This is a genomic window from Nocardia vinacea, assembly GCF_035920345.1.
Classification (GTDB): domain Bacteria; phylum Actinomycetota; class Actinomycetes; order Mycobacteriales; family Mycobacteriaceae; genus Nocardia; species Nocardia vinacea_A.
Genome location: NZ_CP109149.1, coordinates 1,062,265 through 1,082,718, shown reverse-complemented (window position 1 = coordinate 1,082,718; position 20,454 = coordinate 1,062,265). Strand labels below are relative to the sequence as shown.

The following is a 20,454-nucleotide window of genomic DNA, read 5'->3' as shown; positions in this document are numbered from 1 at the left end:
CCGCCGTCCCGGGCATTTTGACCGAGATGTCGTTTGGTACCCGTTAGGAGATTATCGCGTTCGCGGCTCGGATGACGGCGGCCAGCGATGCGGTGAGGACCGAATCGCTGCGTCCGCAGGCCCATCCGGTCCGCGCACCGACGCGGTATTCGAGATAGGTGATCGCGGTCCCGTCGTTGCCCGCCCCGATCGACTGCTGGGTCAATCCGAGCACCTCGACCGGATATCCCACCCGGGCCAGTGCCGCGGTGAGCGCCTCGATCGGACCGATATCGCGGTGTTCGCTGCGCTCGGTGACACCACCGATGCTCAACGTGACCTCGGTGTATCCGTCGGTCGTCCGCCATTCGGTCAACTCGACCGACGCCGTCTCGGTGTGCAGATATGTCGCCTCGAACAGCTCGTGCAGTTCGGCGGCGGTGATCTCCAGACCAGTGTCATCGGTATGCGCCTGCACGTGTCGCGCGAAATCGATCTGCAGTCGGCGCGGCAGTTCCAGGCCGTATTCGGACTCCAGCAGATACGCGATCCCGCCCTTGCCGGACTGGGAATTCACTCGGATGACCGCGTCGTAGCTGCGCCCGATATCGGCCGGATCGATCGGCAGATATGGGACATGCCAGTCGAGTTCGCGTTCAGCGATACCCCTCGCGGCGGCCCGTTCGCGATGTTCGGCCATCCCCTTCTTGATCGCGTCCTGATGTGTGCCGGAGAACGCGGTATGCACGAGATCGCCTACGTACGGATGCCTTTCGTGGATCGGCATGCGCGTGCAGTACTCGATTGTCCTGCGGATCTCGTCGATATCGGAGAAGTCGATCATCGGATCGATGCCCTGCGCGTGCAGGTTCAGCGCCAAGGTCGCGATATCGACATTGCCGGTGCGTTCGCCATTGCCGAAGACACAGCCCTCCACGCGTTGTGCTCCGGCGAGTACGGCCAGTTCCGCGCATGCGATACCGGTACCCCGGTCATTGTGCGGGTGCACGGAGAGGATGACACTGTCGCGGCGGGCCAGGTTCTTGTGCATGTATTCGATCTGGTCGGCGTACACATTCGGTGTCGCAACCTCCACCGTGGCAGGCAGATTCAGGATCACCGGCCGCTGCGGAGTGGCGTCCCACAGAGTCGTCATGTGGTCGCAGATATCGAGTACGAAATCCGGTTCGGTCAGGTTGAACACCTCGGGCGAGAATTCGAATCGCACATTCGGCAGATCACCGGCGAATTCGAGGACGTCGCGGCCGCCGGATGCGATCAGCTCGCGCAACTCGCCCGTGTCCTTGCCCAGCACCACATTTCGCCACACGGGCGCGGTCGCCGTGTACATGTGGATGACGACTTCGTTGCGGATACCGCGCACCGATTCCACCGTGCGTTCGATGAGATCGCGTCGGGCCGGAGTGAATACCACGATCGTGACATCCTCCGGCGCAATATCGGTGCGCGCGATCAGCCGGACGAAATCGAAATCGGTCTGCGATGCGGACGGGTAGCCGACCTCGATCTCCTTGTAGCCCATGGCAACCAGCAGTTCGAAGAATCGCTGCTTGCGCACCGGATCCATGGGTTCGGCGAGTGCTTGGTTGCCGTCGCGCAGATCGACCGGCACCCACAGCGGCGCGTGGGTGAGCCGGGCGTCCGGCCAACTACGTTCGGCGAGTGGCACTTCCACGCGATCGTAGACGCTGCGGTAGCGATGCGACGGCATCTGTGAATGCCGCTGTCTGTTCCACGCCGAGACGGCACCGGCGGGCGTGGCGATGGTGGGGAACATGGTCATGATTGCTGCTTCCTGGCCTTCGCGGCCGTCACAGAGAACGGTGACCGGCCACGACGAAGCCCCACGGCGGGCGGCCGGTCGTTAGGCCCCGCCGTGGCGGCTAAGCAGAAGCATGGTGCGCATGATTGCTAGACTATACACAACTCCTCAGACAAGTAGAGAGGTTCGGATGGTCTCGCAGGTACGGCGGCATCCCCTCGCGGCACAGGCGGCGGAACTGCTGCTCACCCGCATCCGCAACGGGGAATGGCCACTGGGACATCGCCTTCCGGGTGAAACGACCCTCGCCGCGCAGCTCGGTGTCGGACGCTCGACGCTGCGCGAGGCGATCCGCGAATTGGCGGGTAAGGGCGTGCTCGACAGCCGTCAGGGCGCGGGTGTCTTCGTGACCGCGCTGGATGTCACCGAGGACTGGGATGTGGTGCTGCGCCGCGCCACCATCGCGGCGGTCATCGAAGCCCGCATCGCGATCGAGGCCGAGGCCGCGGCGTTGGCCGCGCAGCGCCGCACACCCGCCGACCTGCGCGCCATCCGCCGGGCCCTGGCCGCGCGCGAGACGCACGGCGAACCGATCGCCGACCATGTCGATGCCGATATGGCATTCCACCGCGCCGTCATCGTCGCCGCCCACAACGATGTACTCACCCAACTCTTCGACAGCTTCCTCCCCCGGCTCCGGGTGGCCATGATCGATATGCTGAAGATCCGCCCGGTCCCCTCGGAGCCCGCCGACCACGACGCGCACATTCGGCTCACGGATGCGATCGCACATAGAAATCCCAGTGCCGCAGCGGAATTCAGCCGGAAGCATCTGACCGCTTTGAAAGACGCGTTCACCTGATGACCGAACGGAGATCTCCCGTGCCCGAAACCCCAGTGCTGCAACTGACCGACGTCACCTTCCGCCGCGAAGGCAAGCAGATCATCGACGGCATCTCATTGACCGTCCATGCGGGCGAACACTGGGCGCTGCTGGGACCCAATGGCGCGGGCAAGAGCACCCTGCTCGGCTTCTGCGCCGCGATCACCTTCCCGACCTCGGGCACCGTCGATATCCTCGGGCAGCGGATGGGCCGGGTCGATCTGGCCCCATTGCGCCACTCGATCGGGCATGTGAATCCGCGCCATCCACTGCGATATCCGCTGACCGTCCGCGAGGTCGTGCTCACCGGCGTCACCGCCACCATCGACACCCCGATGCGCTGGACACCTACGCCGGAGGATCTGCGCCGGGCGGACGCCATGATCGACACCGTCGGCCTCAAAGGTAAGGCCGAGGAGATCTGGCCGACGCTGTCGCAGGGCGAACGCGGCCGAACCCTGATCGCGCGTGCCCTCATCGCCGAGCCGCGCCTGCTGCTGTTCGACGAGCCGTCCACCGGGCTCGATGTGGCGGCCCGCGAACAACTCCTCGAGACCATCGACGCACTCGGCGAAACCCATCCCGAGGTCGCCTCGATCCTGGTCACCCATCATCTCGAGGAGCTGCCGAGCACCACGACCCACGCGCTGCTCATCGCCGACGGCCGGACCGTTGCCGCTGGTCCCGCCGCCGAGACGGTCACGACGGACACCGTGAGCGCGGCCTTCGACCATCCCGTGGCGGTCCGCTACGACGACGGCCGCTGGACCGCGCGGGCCGCCGTGCGCGCCTGGCCCGCGTAACAAATGTGGGTTCCGGAAGATTTTTCCGGGAGAATGTCGATTCGAGCCGATGCCGTTCGATGCGTTGTGTGAGGGTCGGACAAGCCGACCACCGAACCGAGGATGGCCAGATGCGACACATGATGCTGATCCGAGTTGATCCGACGAATGCGCCGGTTCCCGACGAAGCGCTGATCGAACAGGTCAACAAGGTGATCGAGGAGATGACCAAGGCCGGGGTGCTGTTGGATACCGCCGGTCTGCATTCGATCACCGAGGCCACCAAGATCAGCCAGGCCGGCGGCAAGCAGACGGTGCTCGATGGTCCGTTCACCGAATCGAAGGAGGTCGTCGGCGGGTACTGTCTGCTGCAGACGAAAACGAAACAGGAGGCGGTGGAATGGACCTCGCGCTTCCTGAGCGTGCACGGACCGGAGTGGGACATCGAGGTGGAGCTTCGTCAGGTCGCCGAGGGCTGATCCGATAGATGAGCCGGTCGCCCGAGCAGATCCGAGATGCTGTCGAGACCGTGTGGCGGATGGAGTGGCCGCGCCTCGTGGCCGGGCTGACCCGGATCGTCGGCGATATCGACGCCGCCGAGGAACTCGCCCAGGACGCGCTGGTCGCGGCCCTGGAGCAGTGGCCGAACGACGGTGTGCCGCCGAATCCGGGCGGCTGGCTCATGCTCACCGCGAAACATCGGGCGATCGATCGGGTGCGGCGCAATCGGACCCTCGCACGGAAGCTGACGCTGGTCGGTCATGAACTCCGGACCGGTCCGGAGCCCGAAGCAGCGGAGGATATCGAAGACGATCTGCTGCGCATGATCTTCACGGCCTGTCATCCGGTGTTGTCGCAACCGGCCCGGGTGGCATTGACGCTGCGGTTGCTCGGCGGATTGACCACCGAGGAAATCGCCCGCGCCTTTGTCATAGCGGAATCGACTGTCGCCCAACGCATTGTGCGGGCCAAACGCACCATCGCCGCCAGGCGCGTGCCGTATGCGGTGCCGCACGGCGACGAGCTGGCCAGGCGTCTGGATTCGGTGCTGGAGGTCGTCTACCTGATCTTCAACGAAGGCTATTCGGCGACGGCAGGCGATGACTGGATCCGGATCGAATTGTGCGAGGACGCCTTGCGATTGGCGCGGATGCTGGCGAATCTGCTGCCCGACGAACCGGAAACGCACGGCCTCGCCGCACTGCTGGAATTGCAGGCATCGCGCTCGGCCGCACGGATGAACCCCACGAAAACCGTTGTCCTGCTGGCGGATCAGGAGCGTGCCCGGTGGGATCAGCTGCTGATCCGACGTGGTTACGCCGCACTCGGCCGGGCCCATGCGGTCAGCCGCGATCGCGGGATACGGCCGGGCCGTTATGCGCTGCAAGCCGCGATCGCCGCAGTGCATGCCATGGCGCCGAGCGCCGAGGAGACCGATTGGCGGCGGATCGCGGGCCTGTATGCGGTTCTCGCCGAACGCTTTCCGTCACCGATCATCGAATTGAATCGGGCCGTCGCGGTCAGCATGGTGCACGGGCCCGCCGCGGGTCTCGAACTCGTCGATGCGCTCGTCGCCACCGGTTCGTTGGACAACTATCACCTGCTCCCCGCTGTCCGCGGCGACCTGCTCGATCGGCTCGGTCGACCGGACGAAGCGCGTGCCGAATTCGCTCGTGCGGCGGAGCTGACCGGGAACAATGCCGAACAGGTGCTGCTACTGGACCGCATGGCCGGATGTGAGTAACCGCACGGGCATGTACCCATCGTGCACGGCTATGGCGATACCTCCGTAGCGCCCGCCTCGGCTTCGGCCAGTTCCTTCAGCGTCAGCAACTGCTTGCGCATCATGAGCACATCACCGAGAGCCAGCACGCGGGCGACGATCCACGGTGCGCCGCAATGCATTCGGACCGTCAGGCGGGTGCCGTGCGCCTCGGGTCGCACCGCATAGGTGACGCAGATTTTGCCGGATACCAGGGTGATATGGCGGCACAGCACGAAGGAGACGAGGGTGAACGCGGACATGAACCGCTGTCCCACTTCGAGTTCGGTGAGCACCGGATCGCGCTGGCGCGGGCTGCGCCTGCCGAAGTTGTCGAGCAGGTCGTAGCTGTACGGCGCGACCCGCAATTGGCACAGCCAGCCATACACCACATTGGGCGGCGCGTCGATGCTGATGGCTCGATCCGCCTGCACCCCGCCGGGTTGCACCTCGTCACAGGGCAGCGGGAGCTCACATTCAGCTTCGGTGGCACCCCAGACCAGACCCGGGATCATGCCGCGGCCGCGATTCGGCGGAGCATATCGCGCACCACGACCTTGTGGCCGCCGGTGCCGATAACCAACGCGCGGTAGATCTTTCCGTGCAGACCTGGGAATTCGGCCCAGCTCTGCGCTCGCACCAATGTCCGGCTCGGACCTTGCTCGTCCAGTTCGAAGACCAGCGCATAGCGCGAGAACCAGTGCCGGCCCCGCAGCGCCAGCCGAGCGGGCTCCTCGGCTGCGGCGAGCACGAAGCCGGTCGGAGTCTTCGACGGATCGTTCGGATCCTTGCAGACAACTTTCAGCAAGGCTTTCCACGCCCGATCGCGATTCGCGTCCACTGATCTGGCATGCTCATCTATGTAGGGCAATCGCTCCATATAGAAGGAACGTACTAGTACATGGCGCCTCCCCGCAAGCACGACACCGACGTGATCCTCGACGCAGCGCGCACCCTCGTGCTCATCGACGGACCCCGCGCCGCCAGCGTCGCGGCGATCGCGGCGGCCAGCGGCGCACCCGTCGGCACGCTCTATCACCGCTTCGGCAACCGCAACGGTGTGCTGGCCGCGGCCTGGCTGCGCGCACTCGAACGCTTCCAGGACCGGGTCAAGGCTGCCGCCGACGAACCGGACCCGGTCGAGGCCGGTGTCGCGATGGCCGTGGCGAGCATTCACTTCGGTCGCGAATTACCCGACGACGCAAAGCTTTTGCTGAATCTGCGCCCCAGCGATCTACTCGACGGCGGACCGGACGCGGAATTCCGTGCCCGCCTCGACCAGATGAACGCACCGCTCATCGACCACCTGCGCCGCATCGCCGCCGCCCGCTTCGGCCGCGATGGCGACCGCGAAATCGACGCCATCAGCCGCGCCGTGGTGGACCTGCCCTACGCGGCCCTGCGCCGCCACGCCCAGGCCCCCACTCTCCCCACCTGGCTCGAAGCCGACCTCACCGCCGCCGCCCGCGCCCTGCTCGAGTCCTACCACCGCTGACCCCGCTATATCAGCGGCTGCGGCGATGGGTTCACTCCCCGGCGACGAGTTGGGGGGTGAGTTTGTCGAGGGTGTCGATCACCTCGGCGGCCAAGGCGAGGGCGTCCGGGGCGGGTGGATATTCCGGGCGCGGTGCGGCGATGACGCGCATACCCGCGGCATGTGCCGCGCGCAGGCCGTTGCTCGAATCCTCGACGGCCGCACATTCGGTGGACTTGTGCCGCATGAAGGCGGCCGCCGCCACGTAGACATCGGGTGCGGGCTTACCCCGATCGACCTCCTCGGTCGAGAAGGTGACACCGAAGAATTCGATCAGCCCGGTGCGGCCGAGCACCGTGTCGATCAAGCTGCGCGGCGACGAACTGGCCACCGCGAGCGGCCAGTGTTCGCTGATGCGCTGCACCGCCTCGACCGCTCCCGGCAGCAGCGGAACCGACTGCTCGTAATGCTGCGCCATCCGATCGATCACATCATTGGCCACGGTATCCGGCGTCGCACCGACACCGAGTTCAGTACTGAGATAGTCCGACCACTCCCCTGTGCTCATCCCCATCAGCCGCTGCTGCGTATCGGGTAGCCAGCGCCCGCCCTGCTCCGCCACATACTGGCGGCGCACCTGCTCCCACACCGGCTCCGAGTCGATCAGAACGCCGTCCATATCGAAGACAACAGCAGCAATATGCATACGGGACAAAGCCTTTCGCCGGCGGCACCGTTCGGCGACGACCCGATGGCCAACCCATCGACCCGCCCCGCGGTGGGGGTTTTCGGAAGACCTGATAAACAACGACTACCCACATTAGGCCAGCCCATCCCGCCCCCGCATTCGGCCACATGTGGACACGCGCAACCAGCCGGGAGATGATCGTTCCCGATCCCGGAGGCTCAGCGCGCACTGGACGAGATCGCCACCTTCGTCGCTAACGTCGGCGTACAGTAGCCACGCTGCACCAGCCCACCGAACGAGCATTCGACCGGCAACCGATAACGTGTTCTATATGAATGAAGAGCAGGTCGGTAACTCGCTGCCGAGCGAAAAGCACCACGAGGGCGGGTTCCGGCCGATGTCGGAGCTGATCAATGCACAGCTGGACGAGCTCGATATTTCGCGCGGCGGGCCGCACTACGGCGCGTTCGTCGAGCAGGTGCGCAGCCTGATGGATCGGGCCAGGCTGGCGTGCCCGACCGATGAGCTCGCGCTGGAGACGATCGGCATCCTCAAACAGCTCAACGACAAGTTGGACACGGCAATCGTCGACGAATGGTCCGCGCCGACCTGGACCCGGGTCGACCTGCCCTCCCGAGGCAACATCACGCTGCCGCCGTTCGTCGTCGATAAGGCGGGCAAGGACGGCATCGAAGCCCGCATCACCTTCCGCGCTTTCCACCTCGGCGGCAATAATGCCGTCCACGGTGGACAGGTCGCGGTCGGCTTCGACGATCTGCTCGGTATGGCCGCCGCGGTGTACACGGGCGAGGTGACCCGCACCGCATCGCTCACCGTCGACTACCGCTCCATCACTCCCCTCGACACCGAACTGCAGGTGCACGCCTGGACCGAACGGCAGGAGGGCCGCAAGGTCTATGTCCGGGCCACCCTGCACGACGGCGAACGCCTCTGCGCCGAGGCGAACGGCCTGTTCATCGTGCTCAAACCCGGGCAGCAGTAAGCCGGTAGTCGCGGGTACCGAGATCAGGTGAAACCGGTGGCGTCGACCGATGCCGCCGCGGCTTCGACCTGATCTCGGTCCACCCGCTAGCTCGTGCGGAAGTGCCTGCTGCGGTACTCCGCGAAACGCGCGTCGACCTGGGCCGCGGTAAGACCGAAGTCCTCCAGCGTGTAGCGGTGCACGGGACGCGCCGCTCCGGAGGTGCTTTCCGTATGCAATGCCGTCATCGCGGCTTCGGCCTCGGGGCTCAGCTCGATATCGAAGTGCCGATAGATCGATCCGACGGTGCCGATGGGGTCGGCGACGAAATCGTCGTAGTACACATCGCAGAACTGAGCGGCATTGTGCCGCTTGCGATCCGCGAGGAATTTATCCGCTCCCCTGGCCCACAGATCCAACTGCGCGGCACCGACGACCGGACCGCGGAACTTCTCCGACCACCCCGCCGAGGCCTGCTCGTTCAGACTGCACACCGAGGCGATGATGGTGCGCGGATCCCGATGCATCTGGATCACCAGCGCATCCGGATACACCTCGAAGATCGCGTCCAGCGCGAACAGATGACTCGGGTTCTTCAATACCCACCGCCGACCGGCATCGGGCATCCCGATCAACTGCAGGTTGCGCCGATGCCTGCGATAGGCATCGGTCCAATCCTGTTCGCGCAACCACTCGGAATAGCCGGGCAGATAGCCGAGGCATTCGTAGGACACCGACATCAGCGACTGCCGCAGCAGCTGCCAGCACTCCTCCACCTGGTCCGCCGAAATATGGTGCACGCCCATGAATTCCGGATGTTCCACATGATGCTGCTCGAATGCCGCCTCGATCCGCTGATACACCGGATCGGCCGCCCACGTCTCGCGCGGCGGCCGCGGCTGCGGCATCTCGGTGAGCCACATTTCCAGGCCCTGATGCGCCGGATCCGCATTGAGCAGCCGATGCACCGCCGTGGTACCCGAACGCGGCAGCCCGGTCACGAAGATCGGGCGCTCGATCGCGACCTCCGCATGCTCCGGAAAGCGTTGCCACGCGGCCTCGCTCAGCAATCGGGCAATCAGCGCACCGCGCAGGAAGGCCCGATTGACCTTATTGCCGAAGGGCGTCAGCTCGGCTTCCTTGGCATAGGACTCGAGCAGCACTCGCAGCCCCTCGCGGTAGCCGTCGTCGCCGAAATCGCTCAATCCGACGACCTTGGTCGCCGAGGCGTGCAGATCGTCGATGGTGCCGACGTCGTCTCTGCCGATCACAGTCATCTCCTAGTGGTGGTATTCGCCGCCGTTGACATCCAGGCATGCGCCGGTGATCGCCCGCGCCAAATGCGAGGCGAAGAAGACCACGGCGTCAGCGATCTCATCGGGTTCGGGCAACTTGCGCAGGTCGATGGTCTTGGCGGTTTCGGCATATACCTCTTCGGGGGTGATCCCGCGCTGCTTGGCCTGATAGTTGAAGTACCACTTCAGGTTGTCGGCCCAGATATAGCCGGGCGCAATGGTATTCACCCGAATGCCCTTCGGCCCGAGTTCGGTGGCCAGACTCTGCGCCAACGCCAGCAGGCTCGCCTTGGCCATCTTGTACGGACCGAAGGTGCGCCGTGAATGCCGCAGCACCGCCGAATTGATCATGACCACCGAGCCCTTGGACTCGGTGAGCGCGGGTACGAACAGACGCGTCAACCGCAGTGCGGCAAGCACATTCGTTTCGAAGCCAGCGCGCACGTCATCGAGATCGACATCGGCCAGATCGGTGATCGGCGGAATCGCGAAGGCATTGTTCACCAGGGTGTCGACATGGCCGAACGCGCTCTGCGCCGTCTCGACCAGATTCGTCACGGCCGCTTCATCGTTGATATCGGTCGGCACCACCACCGCGCGCCTGCCGAGTTCGGTGATCTCCTTGGCAACCTCGGTCAACCGCGACTCGGTCCGCGAAGCCAGCACCACATCGGCGCCGGCGCGCGCACTCTGCACCGCGATCGCACGCCCCAACCCCGGACCGACGCCCGAGACGACAACTACCTTGTCCTGCAACAACATCAGCCGAGCATCCTTTCCGCCACGACAACCTGACGTGCCGCGATCCGGGCCTTCCATTGCTCGGGCGTGACCCGAGCCTCCTGGTAGTACGGCAGCCGGTCCGGCAATTCGGCGAGCGAAACCACCTCCACGTTCGGCCCGTCTTCGGGCTTCAGATCCCGTGACAGCTGCTGCCAGCGGAATTGCAGGTATCCGCGCGCATGCCCGGTGCGCTCGATCCAGTTGGTCAGTCCCGGATCACGCTCGCTGATCACGAGCCGGATCATCCCGTCCGGATCCACACGCGCCTGGTCGGCGGTGAGGCTGGTCTGGTGGTTGATGTAGTCCAGCGACACGTACCACATGCTGCCGAGTTGGAAACCCTGATACGGCGCGTCCGATTTCGGCACCGTGAGGATCATCGCTTGGTCGTCGTCGAGTTCGTAGTGGCCCACGGAGGAGAACTGGGTGGTGAGTCCGCCCGGGGTCGAGCGTGGTTCGGTCATCGTATTGACCGGTAGGTTGAGATAGAACCACTTGGGGAAAGCCAGGAAGGTATTCAGCCGCGAGACCAGCATTTTCCCCGCGATCTCATAACGCTTGCTCATCAGGTCCTTGGTGAGCGGCGGCGGTGCGTCGCCGACAGTGTCCACCCGCTGGATACGAATCGTGCCCGGCTTCTCGGTAGCCCAGTCGCTGTGCACCTCGCGAACCACGAGCATGGCCGAGTCGGGCGCGAGATGGACATAGCCGGGGCGCGCCTCGCCGGGGCCGAGGCGGAGCTCATAGGAGCCGTCGGCCGCGATATCGAGGGCGCGGGCATCGAAGGCGGTCTCGCTGTCGGGCACATCCACCGGCGAGTAGTTGCCGTTGAGCACCTGGAAGCTGAGGTCGCGGGTGGTGCCGCGAGTTCCGGTCACCACATACTCGGCGTCGGGGCGCAGATACGAGTGAAAGTAGAGGGTGTCCGGATTGTCCAGACCCATTTTCGTATATGGCCCGGTGGACATGACGAAGAACGGAAAGTCCCGCTCGAAGGCCCACGCCATCTGAATTGAGGCGCGAATACTGCCCGCGAGGTAGTCGTAACCCTCGACCAGGTCCTGTTCGGTCCGAATATGCGGTGCGCCGGTGATGATCTCCTCGGCGGCGGCGATGGCTTCCGCGAACGGCTGTGTCAGCAAGAGGCTTCTCCGAAGTAGCTGTTCCAAATATGTACCGCTCTGGTACATTCCGATACGAGCAAGATTAGAACCTGTTCTAGGAGTTGTCCATGGTTGCCCGCAGATCCGCCCCGACCGCACGGGTGGTCCAAGTGCTGGATTTCTTCGTCGAGCGGCGCGGCAAACGCTTCGGGCTCTCCGAACTGGCCCGCGAACTCGACCTGGCCAAACCGACCTGCCTGGGCATCCTCACCGAACTGACCGCGGGCGGTTATCTCATGCGCGACGCGAATACCCGCACCTATGGCCTCGGACCTGCGCTTATCGCCGCGGGCCGAGTGGCTCAGGACAGCTTCGCCATCGCCTCCATCGCGCGCGCCGAGCTGGAGAAACTCACCGCGCTCTACCGCACCACCTGTACCGCGTCGGCCGTGGTCGGCGAGCAGATCATGGTGCTGGAAAGCACCGGTCCGGGCCTGGTCAAGGTGGGTGCCGCCTACCATTTCGCGCCGCCGGTCGGTCTGATGTACGTGCTCTGGGATACCGACGCGGCCTTCGACGCCTGGTTGCGCAAGCCGCCGACGGTGCCGCTGCGCCAGGACGAGGCCCGGCTGCGCCGGATCGTCGCGGAGTGCCGCGAGCGCGGCTACCTGGTCGAAAGCCTGACCGCGGCCGGTCGGCGGCTATACGCTTTGCTGGCCGGGGTCGCGGCCAGCGACCTGCCGAGCGAGGTGCGCGAACTCGTCGGCGAACTGGTGACCAGCCTCGGGGAGCGGGTCTATCTCGGCACCGATCTGCGCCCGCGCAAGGAACATCCGGTCAGCCTGCTCGCGGCACCCACCTACGGCGGCGACGGCAGGCAGAACATGGTGCTGACGATGTACGTCGGAGCCGCCATCACCGGCGCCGAGATCGACCGACGCGGAACCGCACTCGTTGCCGCCGCGGATCGGGTGACCGCCGACTCCGGGGGTCACAAGCCGGATTCCAACCATTGACCAATGACCGAAACGTGTTCTAGTTTTGGGGCGTGAGCCAGTACGCGAAGTCGACGGCGCGCACCTACGAGTTGCCTCATCTGGACGCGCTCGAGGCCGAGTCGGCATATATATTCCGGGAAGTCGCCGCCACCTTCGAACGGCCGGTGCTGCTGTTCTCCGGTGGTAAGGATTCGGTGGTCATGCTGCATCTGGCGGCGAAGGCCTTCTGGCCGGCGCCGCTACCGTTCCCGGTGCTGCATATCGATACCGGGCACAACTTCGACGAAGTCATCGAATACCGCGACCACACCGTCGAGCGGCTCGGACTGCGACTCGTGGTCGGTAGTGTGCAGGACGATATAGACGCGGGCCGGGTGAAGGAGGAGACCGGACCGCGCGCCTCCCGAAACCGTTTGCAGACAGCCACTTTGCTGCGCTCGATCCGCGAGGGCGGCTACGACGCGGTTTTCGGCGGCGCGCGTCGGGACGAGGAGAAGGCGCGCGCCAAGGAGCGTGTATTCAGCTTCCGCGACGAATACGGGCAGTGGGATCCGCGCAATCAGCGACCCGAGTTGTGGAATCTCTACAACGGTCGCCACAGCAAGGGCGAACACATCCGGGTGTTCCCACTGTCGAATTGGACCGAACTCGATATCTGGCATTACATCGCCGCCGAAGCCATCGAGCTGCCGCCGCTCTACTACGCGCACCGCCGAAAGGTCGTCCAACGCGACGGAATGTTATTGGCGTACACGCGATTTCTCACCTTGCTCGACGGTGAGCAGCCGTATGAGAGCACGGTGCGATTCCGGACGGTCGGCGATGCGACCTGCACCGGCTGTGTCGAATCGACCGCGGCGACCCCCGCGGATGTGGTCACCGAAGTCGCCGCCACCCGCATCACCGAGCGCGGCGCCACCCGCGCCGATGACCGTATTTCCGAGGCAGGCATGGAAGACCGCAAACGGGAAGGGTATTTCTGATGACGACCACCACCCTGCTGCGCCTGGCCACCGCGGGCAGCGTCGATGACGGTAAGTCGACGCTGATCGGCCGTCTGCTGTTCGACTCCAAGACGATCTTCACCGATCAGCTCGCCGCGGTAGAGCGGACCAGTAAGGCGCGCGGTGACGACTATCCGGATCTGGCGTTGCTCACCGATGGCCTGCGCGCCGAACGCGAACAGGGCATCACCATCGACGTTGCGCACCGCTACTTCGCCACGCCGCGGCGCAAATTCATCATCGCCGACACCCCCGGCCACATCCAGTACACCCGCAATATGGTCACCGGCGCCTCCACCGCGGATCTCGCGCTGATCCTGGTGGACGCGCGCAAGGGCATTGTGGAACAGACTCGGCGGCATGCCTTCCTGGCCAGTCTGCTCGGCATCCCGCACCTGGTGGTGTGCGTGAACAAGATGGATCTGGCCGGCTGGTCGCAGGACCGGTTCGAGGAAATCCGCGAGGAATTCGCCAGCTTCGCGACGAAACTCGAGGTCGCCGATCTGAGCTTCATCCCGATGTCGGCACTGCACGGGGACAATATCGTGCACCGCGGTGCGAGCATGCCCTGGTACGAGGGCTCGCCGCTACTGCATCACCTCGAGGAGGTGCATATCGCCTCCGACCGCAATCTCATCGACGCGCGGTTCCCGGTGCAGTATGTAACCCGCAGGCACGCAGAGGATTTCCGAGGGTATGCGGGCACTGTGTCGGGTGGTGTCTTCAAGCCGGGCGACGAAGTCGCGGTGCTGCCTTCCGGATTCACCACGACGGTCGAGGCGATCTGGGGTCCGGGCGGGTTACCGATCACCGAAGCCTTTCCGCCGCAGGCCGTTACCATCCAACTCACCGACCAACTCGACGTCTCCCGTGGCGATCTGATCTGCCGCCCCGCGAACCGGCCCCATGTCGGGCGCGATCTGGACGCGATGGTGTGCTGGTTCGCCGAGGATTCCGAACTCACCCCCGGCGCCACCTACACCATCCGGCACACCACCCGCACCGCGACCGCCGAGGTGCGCAGCCTGGACTACCGGCTCGACGTCAACACCCTGCACCGCGACGAAAACGCGAACTCGTTGTCGCTCAACGAAATCGGGCGCATTCAGCTGCGCACCCGCCAGCCGCTGCTGTTCGATCCGTACCGCCGCAACCGCATCACTGGCAGCTTCATACTCGTCGACGACACCACCAACAACACCGTCGCCGCGGGCATGATCACCGGGCCGACCTTGCCCTCCTCTCGTGTCGTCTGGCATGCCACCGCTGTCGGCCGCGACGAGCGCCCGACAGCAGGGCTGACGGTCTGGTTGACTGGGCTGTCCGGATCCGGAAAGTCCTCTGTCGCAGTGGAACTGGAACGTCGCCTCGTCGCGGCAGGCCGTCCGGCCTTCCTGCTCGACGGTGACAATCTGCGGCACGGCCTCAATGCCGACCTCGGCTTCGGCGCGGCTGATCGCGTCGAGAACATCCGCCGCGTGGGCGAAGTGGCGCGACTGTTCGCCGAAGCCGGTGTGGTCGCGGTGGTTTCCCTGATCAGTCCCTACGCCGCCGATCGCAATAAGGTACGGGCCGTGCACGATACCGCGGGCATCCCGTTCGTCGAAATCTTCGTGGATACACCACTGGAGATCTGCGAGGCCCGCGACCCCAAAGGCATGTACGCCAAAGCCCGTGCCGGTGAGATCCGCGGCTTCACCGGCATCGACGACCCCTACGAGGCACCCACCCGAGCCGAGCTGGTGCTGCGTCCCGAGGACGGCGATCCGGCGGCCATGGCCGCGGCCATCCTCGCCAAGCTGGCGGATCTCGAATGAGACGACCGGTCAGGAATCGGCCCGCAACGCGGCGCGCAACCAGTCGAACACCGGTCCCAGGGTCGGCGGGACGGGCCAGCCATTGATGATCGAGAGGAGTTGCCAGTAGCGTTCGGCGCGTGGGTCTCCCGCGACGTCGAGGCGGATCAGCAGCCAGTTCCGTAGCTCGGCCTCATCGGGGCGGCCGAATGTCGTCGCGTATGCGGCGGTCAGCTCGTCGACAATAGGTTGGGCCGCAGCCGACGACGGCGCTGTGCCCGCCGCGAGCGCCTGACCGACTCGTTCGCGCACGAGTTCGGTCAGCTCGTGGTGCAGGCCGGTGGTATCGCCTTCGGCGCGCTGCGCGGCCTGGTATTCCGCCATGCGGCGCACCGATGCGCGGAAATCCGGATCTCGAGTGAGTTCGGCGAGGTCCACCCAGGCCTGCACCTGGACGGGTTCCGGGTCGTCGGGTAGTTCCGGCATTGCCGCGCGGATGAGATCCACGAATTCCGGGTTGGCATCGGCCCCACCGAAGGTGTCTTCGACGAATTCGGTAATGAGGCGGCGCTTTTCGGCGTCGGAGAGTTCGACGAGCTTGTGCATGAGTTCCATCTCCTCGGGGGTCGAGCCTCGCTCGGCTATTGCTCGTAACACCGTGCGCCGCACCCGCAGTGTGCTGATCTGGAACTCCAGGGCATCGGCATGTGCGGCCGCGACCTCGGGCACCGTCAGTTTGCGGTCGAGCACCTGTCGGATGGCGGGCAGATCAATGCCGAGTTCGCGCAGGGTTCGCACCAGTTGCAGACGGGCGAGCGCATCGTCGTCGTAGAGCCGGTAACCGGCGGGGCTGTGGGTGGTCGGCGGCACGACACCGGTATCGGCGTAGAAGCGGATGGTCTTGACCGAGAGACCGGTCCGTTCGGCCATCGTGCCGATCGGATAAAGCGTGTCGCCGTCCATACCCCTACCCTCGTGTCTCCCCTTGGTGGAGACGCAAATCCCCGCACGATGCTACGGGTCCGGCGGGGTCAGCCGATGGTGCGGAAGAACTCGCGGATATCGCCGATGAGCAGGTCCGGAACCTCGAGCGCCGGGAAGTGGCCGCCGGAGTAGAACTCCGACCAGTGCGTGATGTTGTGCGCCTTTTCCGCGAAGCGTCGGATCGCGTAGTCACCGTCCTTGAAGACCGCGACACCGGTGGGCACGGTGCCCTTCGGCGTGGGCGCGAACATCGCGGCGTCGTGGAACCGCTCGTAGTAGAAGTTGGCCACGCTGCGGGCGGTGTCGGTGAACCAATAGATGCTCACATTCGCCAGCATTCGATCCCGGTCGATGCCCTGTTCCGGAAGGTCGTGTGACTGGTCGATCCACTCCTTGTATTTCTCGACGATCCAGCCGAGCTGCCCGGCCGGGGAATCGGCCAGCAACTGCGCGATGGTGTTCGGGCGCGAACCGTTGAGGTTCATATAGGCCGAGCCGTCCTTCTGGAAGTTCTGCATGCGTGCCAGCCGCTGCTGCTCGGCCTCGGTGAGGGCGGCCATATCGGCCGGATCGCCGGTCGGGAAGGTGACCAGCGCATTGACGTGCACGCCGAGCACATGCGCACCGTCGAGCCTGGCCAGCCGCGGGGCCAGAAACGCCCCGTGGTCGCCGCCGTGCACCCCGTACCGGTCGTAGCCGAGGCGAGCCATCAGCTCTGCCAGCGCCGCCGCGACTCTGCCGTCGTGCCAGCCCGCCTCGGTGATCGGACCGGAGAAGCCGTGGCCCGGCAGCGACGGAATGACGAGGTGGAAGGCGGGCACGTCGGCGTGACCGTGCGCCTTCGGATCGGTCAGCGGGCCGATCAGATCCAGGAAGTCGATCACCGAGCTGGGCCAGCCGTGCAGCAACAGCAGCGGGGTGGCATCGGCTTCGGCGGACCGCACGTGCAGGAAGTGCACATCCTGTCCGTCAATAGTGGTGCTGAACTGCGGGTATTCATTGAGCTCGGCCTCGACCGCGCGCCAGTCGAACTTCTCGGCCCAGTAACCGGCGAGCTCGCGCAGGTAGGCGGTGGGCACGCCGCGTTCCCAGCCGGTGCCGGGCAGGTCGTCGATCCAGCGGGTGTGGGTCAGCCGCTCGCGCAGATCGTCGATATCGGCCTGGGGGATCTCGATGCGGAAGGGGCGGATGTCGTTGTTCGTCATGGGATCGACTCTGCTGGTAACGAGGGTGCCGCCGAATCACGAGAATTCGTTATCTTCGGGTCCACGACTCTTTACGTTGGCATCGAGACCGTAATCCGGGCATGATCGCGTGGTGTTGAGCGTTCCCGACCGCGGTGCCTTTGTCGGGCGAGCAGCAGAGGTCTCCGCGCTCCAGCGTGCGTACCAGGACGAGTCGGTGGACACCGTGCTGATCGCCGGTGAGCCCGGTCTCGGCAAGTCGCGGCTGGTCAGCGAGTTCGCCTCGCGGCTCGGTTCGGATGTGCTGGTGCTGACCGGCCGGTGTCCGGAGTTCGGCGCGAGCGGGGTGCCGTTCGCGCCGTTCGTCACGATCATGCGCGCTCTGGTGCGGCGGATCGGCGTCGACGAGCTGACCACACTACTTCCGGTCGCGCGCCCCGCGCTCTCACGCTGGCTGCCCGAACTTGCGATGCGCACCGGCGCGGCCGAGCCCGAATCGGATCGGATCCGGTTGTTCGGCGAGATCCTCACGGTATTCGAGCAACTGGCGATCTCGCATCCGGTGGTGCTCGTCCTGGAGGACCTGCACTGGGCCGATGATTCGAGCCGAGAACTGCTGGCCTTCCTCATCGCGAATCTCACCCAGCGCGATCTTCTGCTGATCGGCACCTACCGGCCCACCGATTCGGAGCCGCTGCGTCGACTCGTCACCGGACTGCGCCGTGATCCCGGTGTGCGCGTACTGAATCCGGAGCCGCTGACCAAACACGAGGTCGGGCGGCAACTCGCCGCGGTGCTCAACCGTGAACCCGAACCCGGGGTTGTCACCCGAGTCTTCCAGCGCAGCAAGGGAATTCCGCTTTTCGTCGAAGCGCTGGGGCGAGCGCTGCAGGAGGATCCCGACCGCGTACCCGCGGACCTGTCCGACCTGCTGCTGGGCTATCAGGCCGGACTGCCCGAGGATGCCAAGGCGCTCCTGCGACTCGCAGCCACCGCGGGTTCGCCGGTGCGGGCCGGGTTACTGGAATCCGCGACAGACCTGTCCGAAGACGGGCTGCATCTAGCACTGCGCCAGCTCACCGACCAGCGGTTGCTGCTCGCCACTGACACCGGCTACGAGTTCCGGCACAGTCTGATTCGCGATGCCGTCTATGACGATATGCTGCCGGTCGCGCGAAAGCGCCTGCACACCAGGCTTTCTCAGGTACTGCTCGCAGAAGAGGCGCTGCAGGCCGGTGACCGACGGAAGGGTGAGCTGGCCTATCACGCGTACGCTGCGGGCGATCTGCCACACGCACTCGTGGCGTCCTGGTGTGCCGCGACGGAATCCGAAGGGGCACAAAGCGAACGCGTGCGCCAACTGGACCGCGTATTGGAGCTGTGGGACCGCGTGCCCGATGCGGCGACGCTGGTCGGGGCCGACCGGCTCACCGTGTTGGAACGCATTGTCGAGGCATCCTTTCACGGTGGCATCGTCGAACGCGGCGTGGCGGCTGCCGATGAGGCGCTGAAACTGCTGGATGCCTCGGAAGCACCCGAGCGGGCCGCACGCCTGTACTACTACCGTGCGGGCCTGGAGAATCAGAGCAGCGGCGGGTCCGTCGATGATCTCACCCGGGCATTGGAATTATTGCCCGCGCATCCGCCGAGTGTGCTGCGTGGTGAGGTGCTCGCAACGCTCGCCGCATCTCGTGTCTTCAACGGTGACGCCGTCGGGGCCGCGCGCGATGCCCGCGCCGCGGTGGAGGTCGCCGAGCAGACCGGCACGCCAGCGCTCGCCGCACGCGGCTATGCCTACCAGGGGCTCGCGGCGGCCGCCGGAAATGGCTCCGCCGTCACGTATTTCGAGCAGGCGCATGCCGCGGCGAACGATCCGCAGACATTGTTGACCGTGGTGCTGTGGGAGTCGGCGGCACTGGTCGCGGCGGGCGAATACCAAGCAGCCATCGAGGCGATCGAACAGGGTTTGCGGGCCGCCCATGAAACCTTTCGTTTCGCCGATGCCGCACCCATCCTGCTGGTGAAATGGGCTCAAGCGTTGGCCGGGCTCGGACGCTGGCCGGAGGCGCTGGGCCTCATCGACGAATCGCTCACCGAGCAGCTGCCGCCGCTCAGCACGGCCGCACTACTGCTCTGTCACGCGAGAATCGTACTGGTGCAGGGCTTTTCGGCTGCGGCAATCAGCAGCGCCGACGCCGCAGCGCCACTCTTGAGCGACGGACCGTGGGCGCGCCAGTACCAGCTTCAATTACGCACGGTGCGAACCGAAATCGCGATCGCGGACGGACAATTCCAACGTGCGGGTGAGATCGTCGCCGAGACACTGGCGGCCGATGACCTCGCCACCCACCACCACGAGGTGTGGCCATTGCTCGCAACCGCGGCCCGGATCACGAACGCGCCAACGGAACTCGCGTCCACCGCCGACCGGTTGCCGGTGACCACCGCGATCGATACGGCCTACCGCGCCGTCGTCACCGCCAGCAGAAGCAGCGATCCGGCCGCCTGGCACCAGGCGGCATCCGCATGGCGCGCCGTCGATCAACGCTACGACCTGGCTCGCAGCCTGCTCAGCGCCGCCGAAGCCGAACTGGCGGTCGGCAATCGCGCCGCCGCCCGAGAACCCCTGCGCGAAGCCGCCGAACTCGCGGCGGATTTGGGGGCGACACCACTGGCCAACGCGGCCGAGCAGATGGCCGAGCGTGCCAGGGTGACGCTCCAGGTAGCCCGGCCGGAACCGGCGAACGAGCCGCCGCGCACCTTCGGTCTGACACCACGCGAGACCGACGTATTACGTTTGGTCGCACAAGGATTGAGCAATCGCCAGATTGCAGCCGAGCTGTTCATCAGCGGCAATACCGCCGGTGTGCACGTATCGCGCATCCTCACCAAACTGGGTGCCGCGACACGGACCGAAGCCGCCGCAGTGGCCCGCAAACACGGCCTCATCTGAGGCGACTTCAGGTGGCCGTGC

19 protein-coding genes are annotated in these 20,454 nt (G+C 65.6%); 10 read left to right on the top strand and 9 right to left on the bottom strand.

What is annotated here, in order from left to right; translation table 11 throughout:
• Positions 1 to 43: 43 nt before the first annotated feature.
• The gene (locus OIE68_RS05180) at positions 44 to 1,711 is read right to left on the bottom strand and encodes a 2-isopropylmalate synthase (RefSeq protein ID WP_327101577.1); all 1,668 of its coding nucleotides are present in this window, start codon (positions 1,709 to 1,711) and stop codon (positions 44 to 46) included.
• 241 nt (positions 1,712 to 1,952) lie between these two features.
• On the opposite strand from OIE68_RS05180, the gene OIE68_RS05175 reads away from it, so the two are divergent.
• The 4 genes from OIE68_RS05175 to OIE68_RS05160 all read left to right on the top strand — a co-directional run bounded on the left by OIE68_RS05175 (position 1,953) and on the right by OIE68_RS05160 (position 5,171).
• Positions 1,953 to 2,624, top strand: coding sequence for a FadR/GntR family transcriptional regulator (locus tag OIE68_RS05175; protein ID WP_327098244.1), 672 nt, complete (start codon positions 1,953 to 1,955; stop codon positions 2,622 to 2,624).
• 20 nt (positions 2,625 to 2,644) lie between these two features.
• Entirely contained in the window at positions 2,645 to 3,448 is an 804-nt protein-coding gene (locus tag OIE68_RS05170; protein WP_327098243.1) for an ABC transporter ATP-binding protein, read from the top strand.
• Between the two features lie 110 nt (positions 3,449 to 3,558).
• Positions 3,559 to 3,906, top strand: a complete 348-nt coding sequence (locus OIE68_RS05165; protein ID WP_327098242.1) for a YciI family protein — start codon at positions 3,559 to 3,561, stop codon at positions 3,904 to 3,906.
• Between the two features lie 59 nt (positions 3,907 to 3,965).
• Positions 3,966 to 5,171 (top strand): RNA polymerase sigma factor, encoded by a 1,206-nt coding sequence (locus OIE68_RS05160; protein WP_327098241.1) that lies wholly within the window; start codon positions 3,966 to 3,968, stop codon positions 5,169 to 5,171.
• Positions 5,172 to 5,200: 29 nt separating this feature from the next.
• On the opposite strand, the gene OIE68_RS05155 is transcribed toward OIE68_RS05160, so the two are convergent.
• Positions 5,201 to 5,704 carry a hypothetical protein gene (locus tag OIE68_RS05155; protein WP_327098240.1) on the bottom strand — a complete coding sequence of 168 codons (504 nt, stop codon included), beginning with the start codon at positions 5,702 to 5,704 and terminating at the stop codon, positions 5,201 to 5,203.
• Positions 5,701 to 6,069: a hypothetical protein gene (locus OIE68_RS05150; protein ID WP_327098239.1), complete on the bottom strand. Its 369-nt coding sequence runs from the start codon at positions 6,067 to 6,069 to the stop codon at positions 5,701 to 5,703. The genes OIE68_RS05155 and OIE68_RS05150 overlap by 4 nt, the downstream gene beginning before the upstream one ends.
• Before the next feature lie 21 nt (positions 6,070 to 6,090).
• Here OIE68_RS05150 and OIE68_RS05145 point away from each other — a divergent pair, with 21 nt between their 5' ends.
• Entirely contained in the window at positions 6,091 to 6,684 is a 594-nt protein-coding gene (locus OIE68_RS05145; protein ID WP_327098238.1) for a TetR/AcrR family transcriptional regulator, read from the top strand.
• 31 nt (positions 6,685 to 6,715) lie between these two features.
• On the opposite strand, the gene OIE68_RS05140 is transcribed toward OIE68_RS05145, so the two are convergent.
• Entirely contained in the window at positions 6,716 to 7,369 is a 654-nt protein-coding gene (locus tag OIE68_RS05140; protein WP_327098237.1) for an HAD family phosphatase, read from the bottom strand.
• A 313-nt stretch (positions 7,370 to 7,682) separates the two neighbouring features.
• Between OIE68_RS05140 and OIE68_RS05135 the strand changes: the two genes are divergently transcribed.
• Entirely contained in the window at positions 7,683 to 8,354 is a 672-nt protein-coding gene (locus tag OIE68_RS05135; RefSeq protein WP_327098236.1) for a PaaI family thioesterase, read from the top strand.
• Between the two features lie 86 nt (positions 8,355 to 8,440).
• Here OIE68_RS05135 and OIE68_RS05130 read toward each other — a convergent pair whose 3' ends face one another.
• Genes OIE68_RS05130 through OIE68_RS05120 form a run of 3 tightly spaced genes read right to left on the bottom strand, consistent with a single transcriptional unit; the run spans position 8,441 to position 11,553 of the window.
• Positions 8,441 to 9,604 carry a sulfotransferase family protein gene (locus OIE68_RS05130; protein WP_419150680.1) on the bottom strand — a complete coding sequence of 388 codons (1,164 nt, stop codon included), beginning with the start codon at positions 9,602 to 9,604 and terminating at the stop codon, positions 8,441 to 8,443.
• A 9-nt stretch (positions 9,605 to 9,613) separates the two neighbouring features.
• Positions 9,614 to 10,390: an SDR family oxidoreductase gene (locus OIE68_RS05125; protein WP_327098234.1), complete on the bottom strand. Its 777-nt coding sequence runs from the start codon at positions 10,388 to 10,390 to the stop codon at positions 9,614 to 9,616.
• Entirely contained in the window at positions 10,390 to 11,553 is a 1,164-nt protein-coding gene (locus tag OIE68_RS05120) for a hypothetical protein (RefSeq protein WP_327098233.1), read from the bottom strand. The genes OIE68_RS05125 and OIE68_RS05120 overlap by 1 nt, the downstream gene beginning before the upstream one ends.
• 89 nt (positions 11,554 to 11,642) lie before the next feature.
• Here OIE68_RS05120 and OIE68_RS05115 point away from each other — a divergent pair, with 89 nt between their 5' ends.
• Genes OIE68_RS05115 through cysC form a run of 3 tightly spaced genes read left to right on the top strand, consistent with a single transcriptional unit; the run spans position 11,643 to position 15,333 of the window.
• Positions 11,643 to 12,530: a helix-turn-helix domain-containing protein gene (locus OIE68_RS05115; protein ID WP_327098232.1), complete on the top strand. Its 888-nt coding sequence runs from the start codon at positions 11,643 to 11,645 to the stop codon at positions 12,528 to 12,530.
• 32 nt (positions 12,531 to 12,562) lie between these two features.
• On the top strand, positions 12,563 to 13,495 hold the full coding sequence (gene cysD, locus OIE68_RS05110; protein WP_327098231.1) for a sulfate adenylyltransferase subunit CysD: 933 nt from the start codon (positions 12,563 to 12,565) through the stop codon (positions 13,493 to 13,495).
• Complete coding sequence (gene cysC / locus OIE68_RS05105) at positions 13,495 to 15,333, top strand: adenylyl-sulfate kinase (RefSeq protein WP_327098230.1); 1,839 nt, start codon at positions 13,495 to 13,497, stop codon at positions 15,331 to 15,333. The genes cysD and cysC overlap by 1 nt, the downstream gene beginning before the upstream one ends.
• Positions 15,334 to 15,342: 9 nt before the next feature.
• On the opposite strand, the gene OIE68_RS05100 is transcribed toward cysC, so the two are convergent.
• Together OIE68_RS05100 and OIE68_RS05095 are read right to left on the bottom strand one after the other, a co-directional pair.
• Positions 15,343 to 16,275 carry a MerR family transcriptional regulator gene (locus OIE68_RS05100; protein WP_327098229.1) on the bottom strand — a complete coding sequence of 311 codons (933 nt, stop codon included), beginning with the start codon at positions 16,273 to 16,275 and terminating at the stop codon, positions 15,343 to 15,345.
• Positions 16,276 to 16,343: 68 nt separating this feature from the next.
• Positions 16,344 to 17,501, bottom strand: coding sequence for an epoxide hydrolase family protein (locus tag OIE68_RS05095; protein WP_327098228.1), 1,158 nt, complete (start codon positions 17,499 to 17,501; stop codon positions 16,344 to 16,346).
• Between the two features lie 112 nt (positions 17,502 to 17,613).
• Between OIE68_RS05095 and OIE68_RS05090 the strand changes: the two genes are divergently transcribed.
• Positions 17,614 to 20,433: an ATP-binding protein gene (locus OIE68_RS05090; RefSeq protein WP_327098227.1), complete on the top strand. Its 2,820-nt coding sequence runs from the start codon at positions 17,614 to 17,616 to the stop codon at positions 20,431 to 20,433.
• Positions 20,434 to 20,454 lie beyond the last annotated feature (21 nt).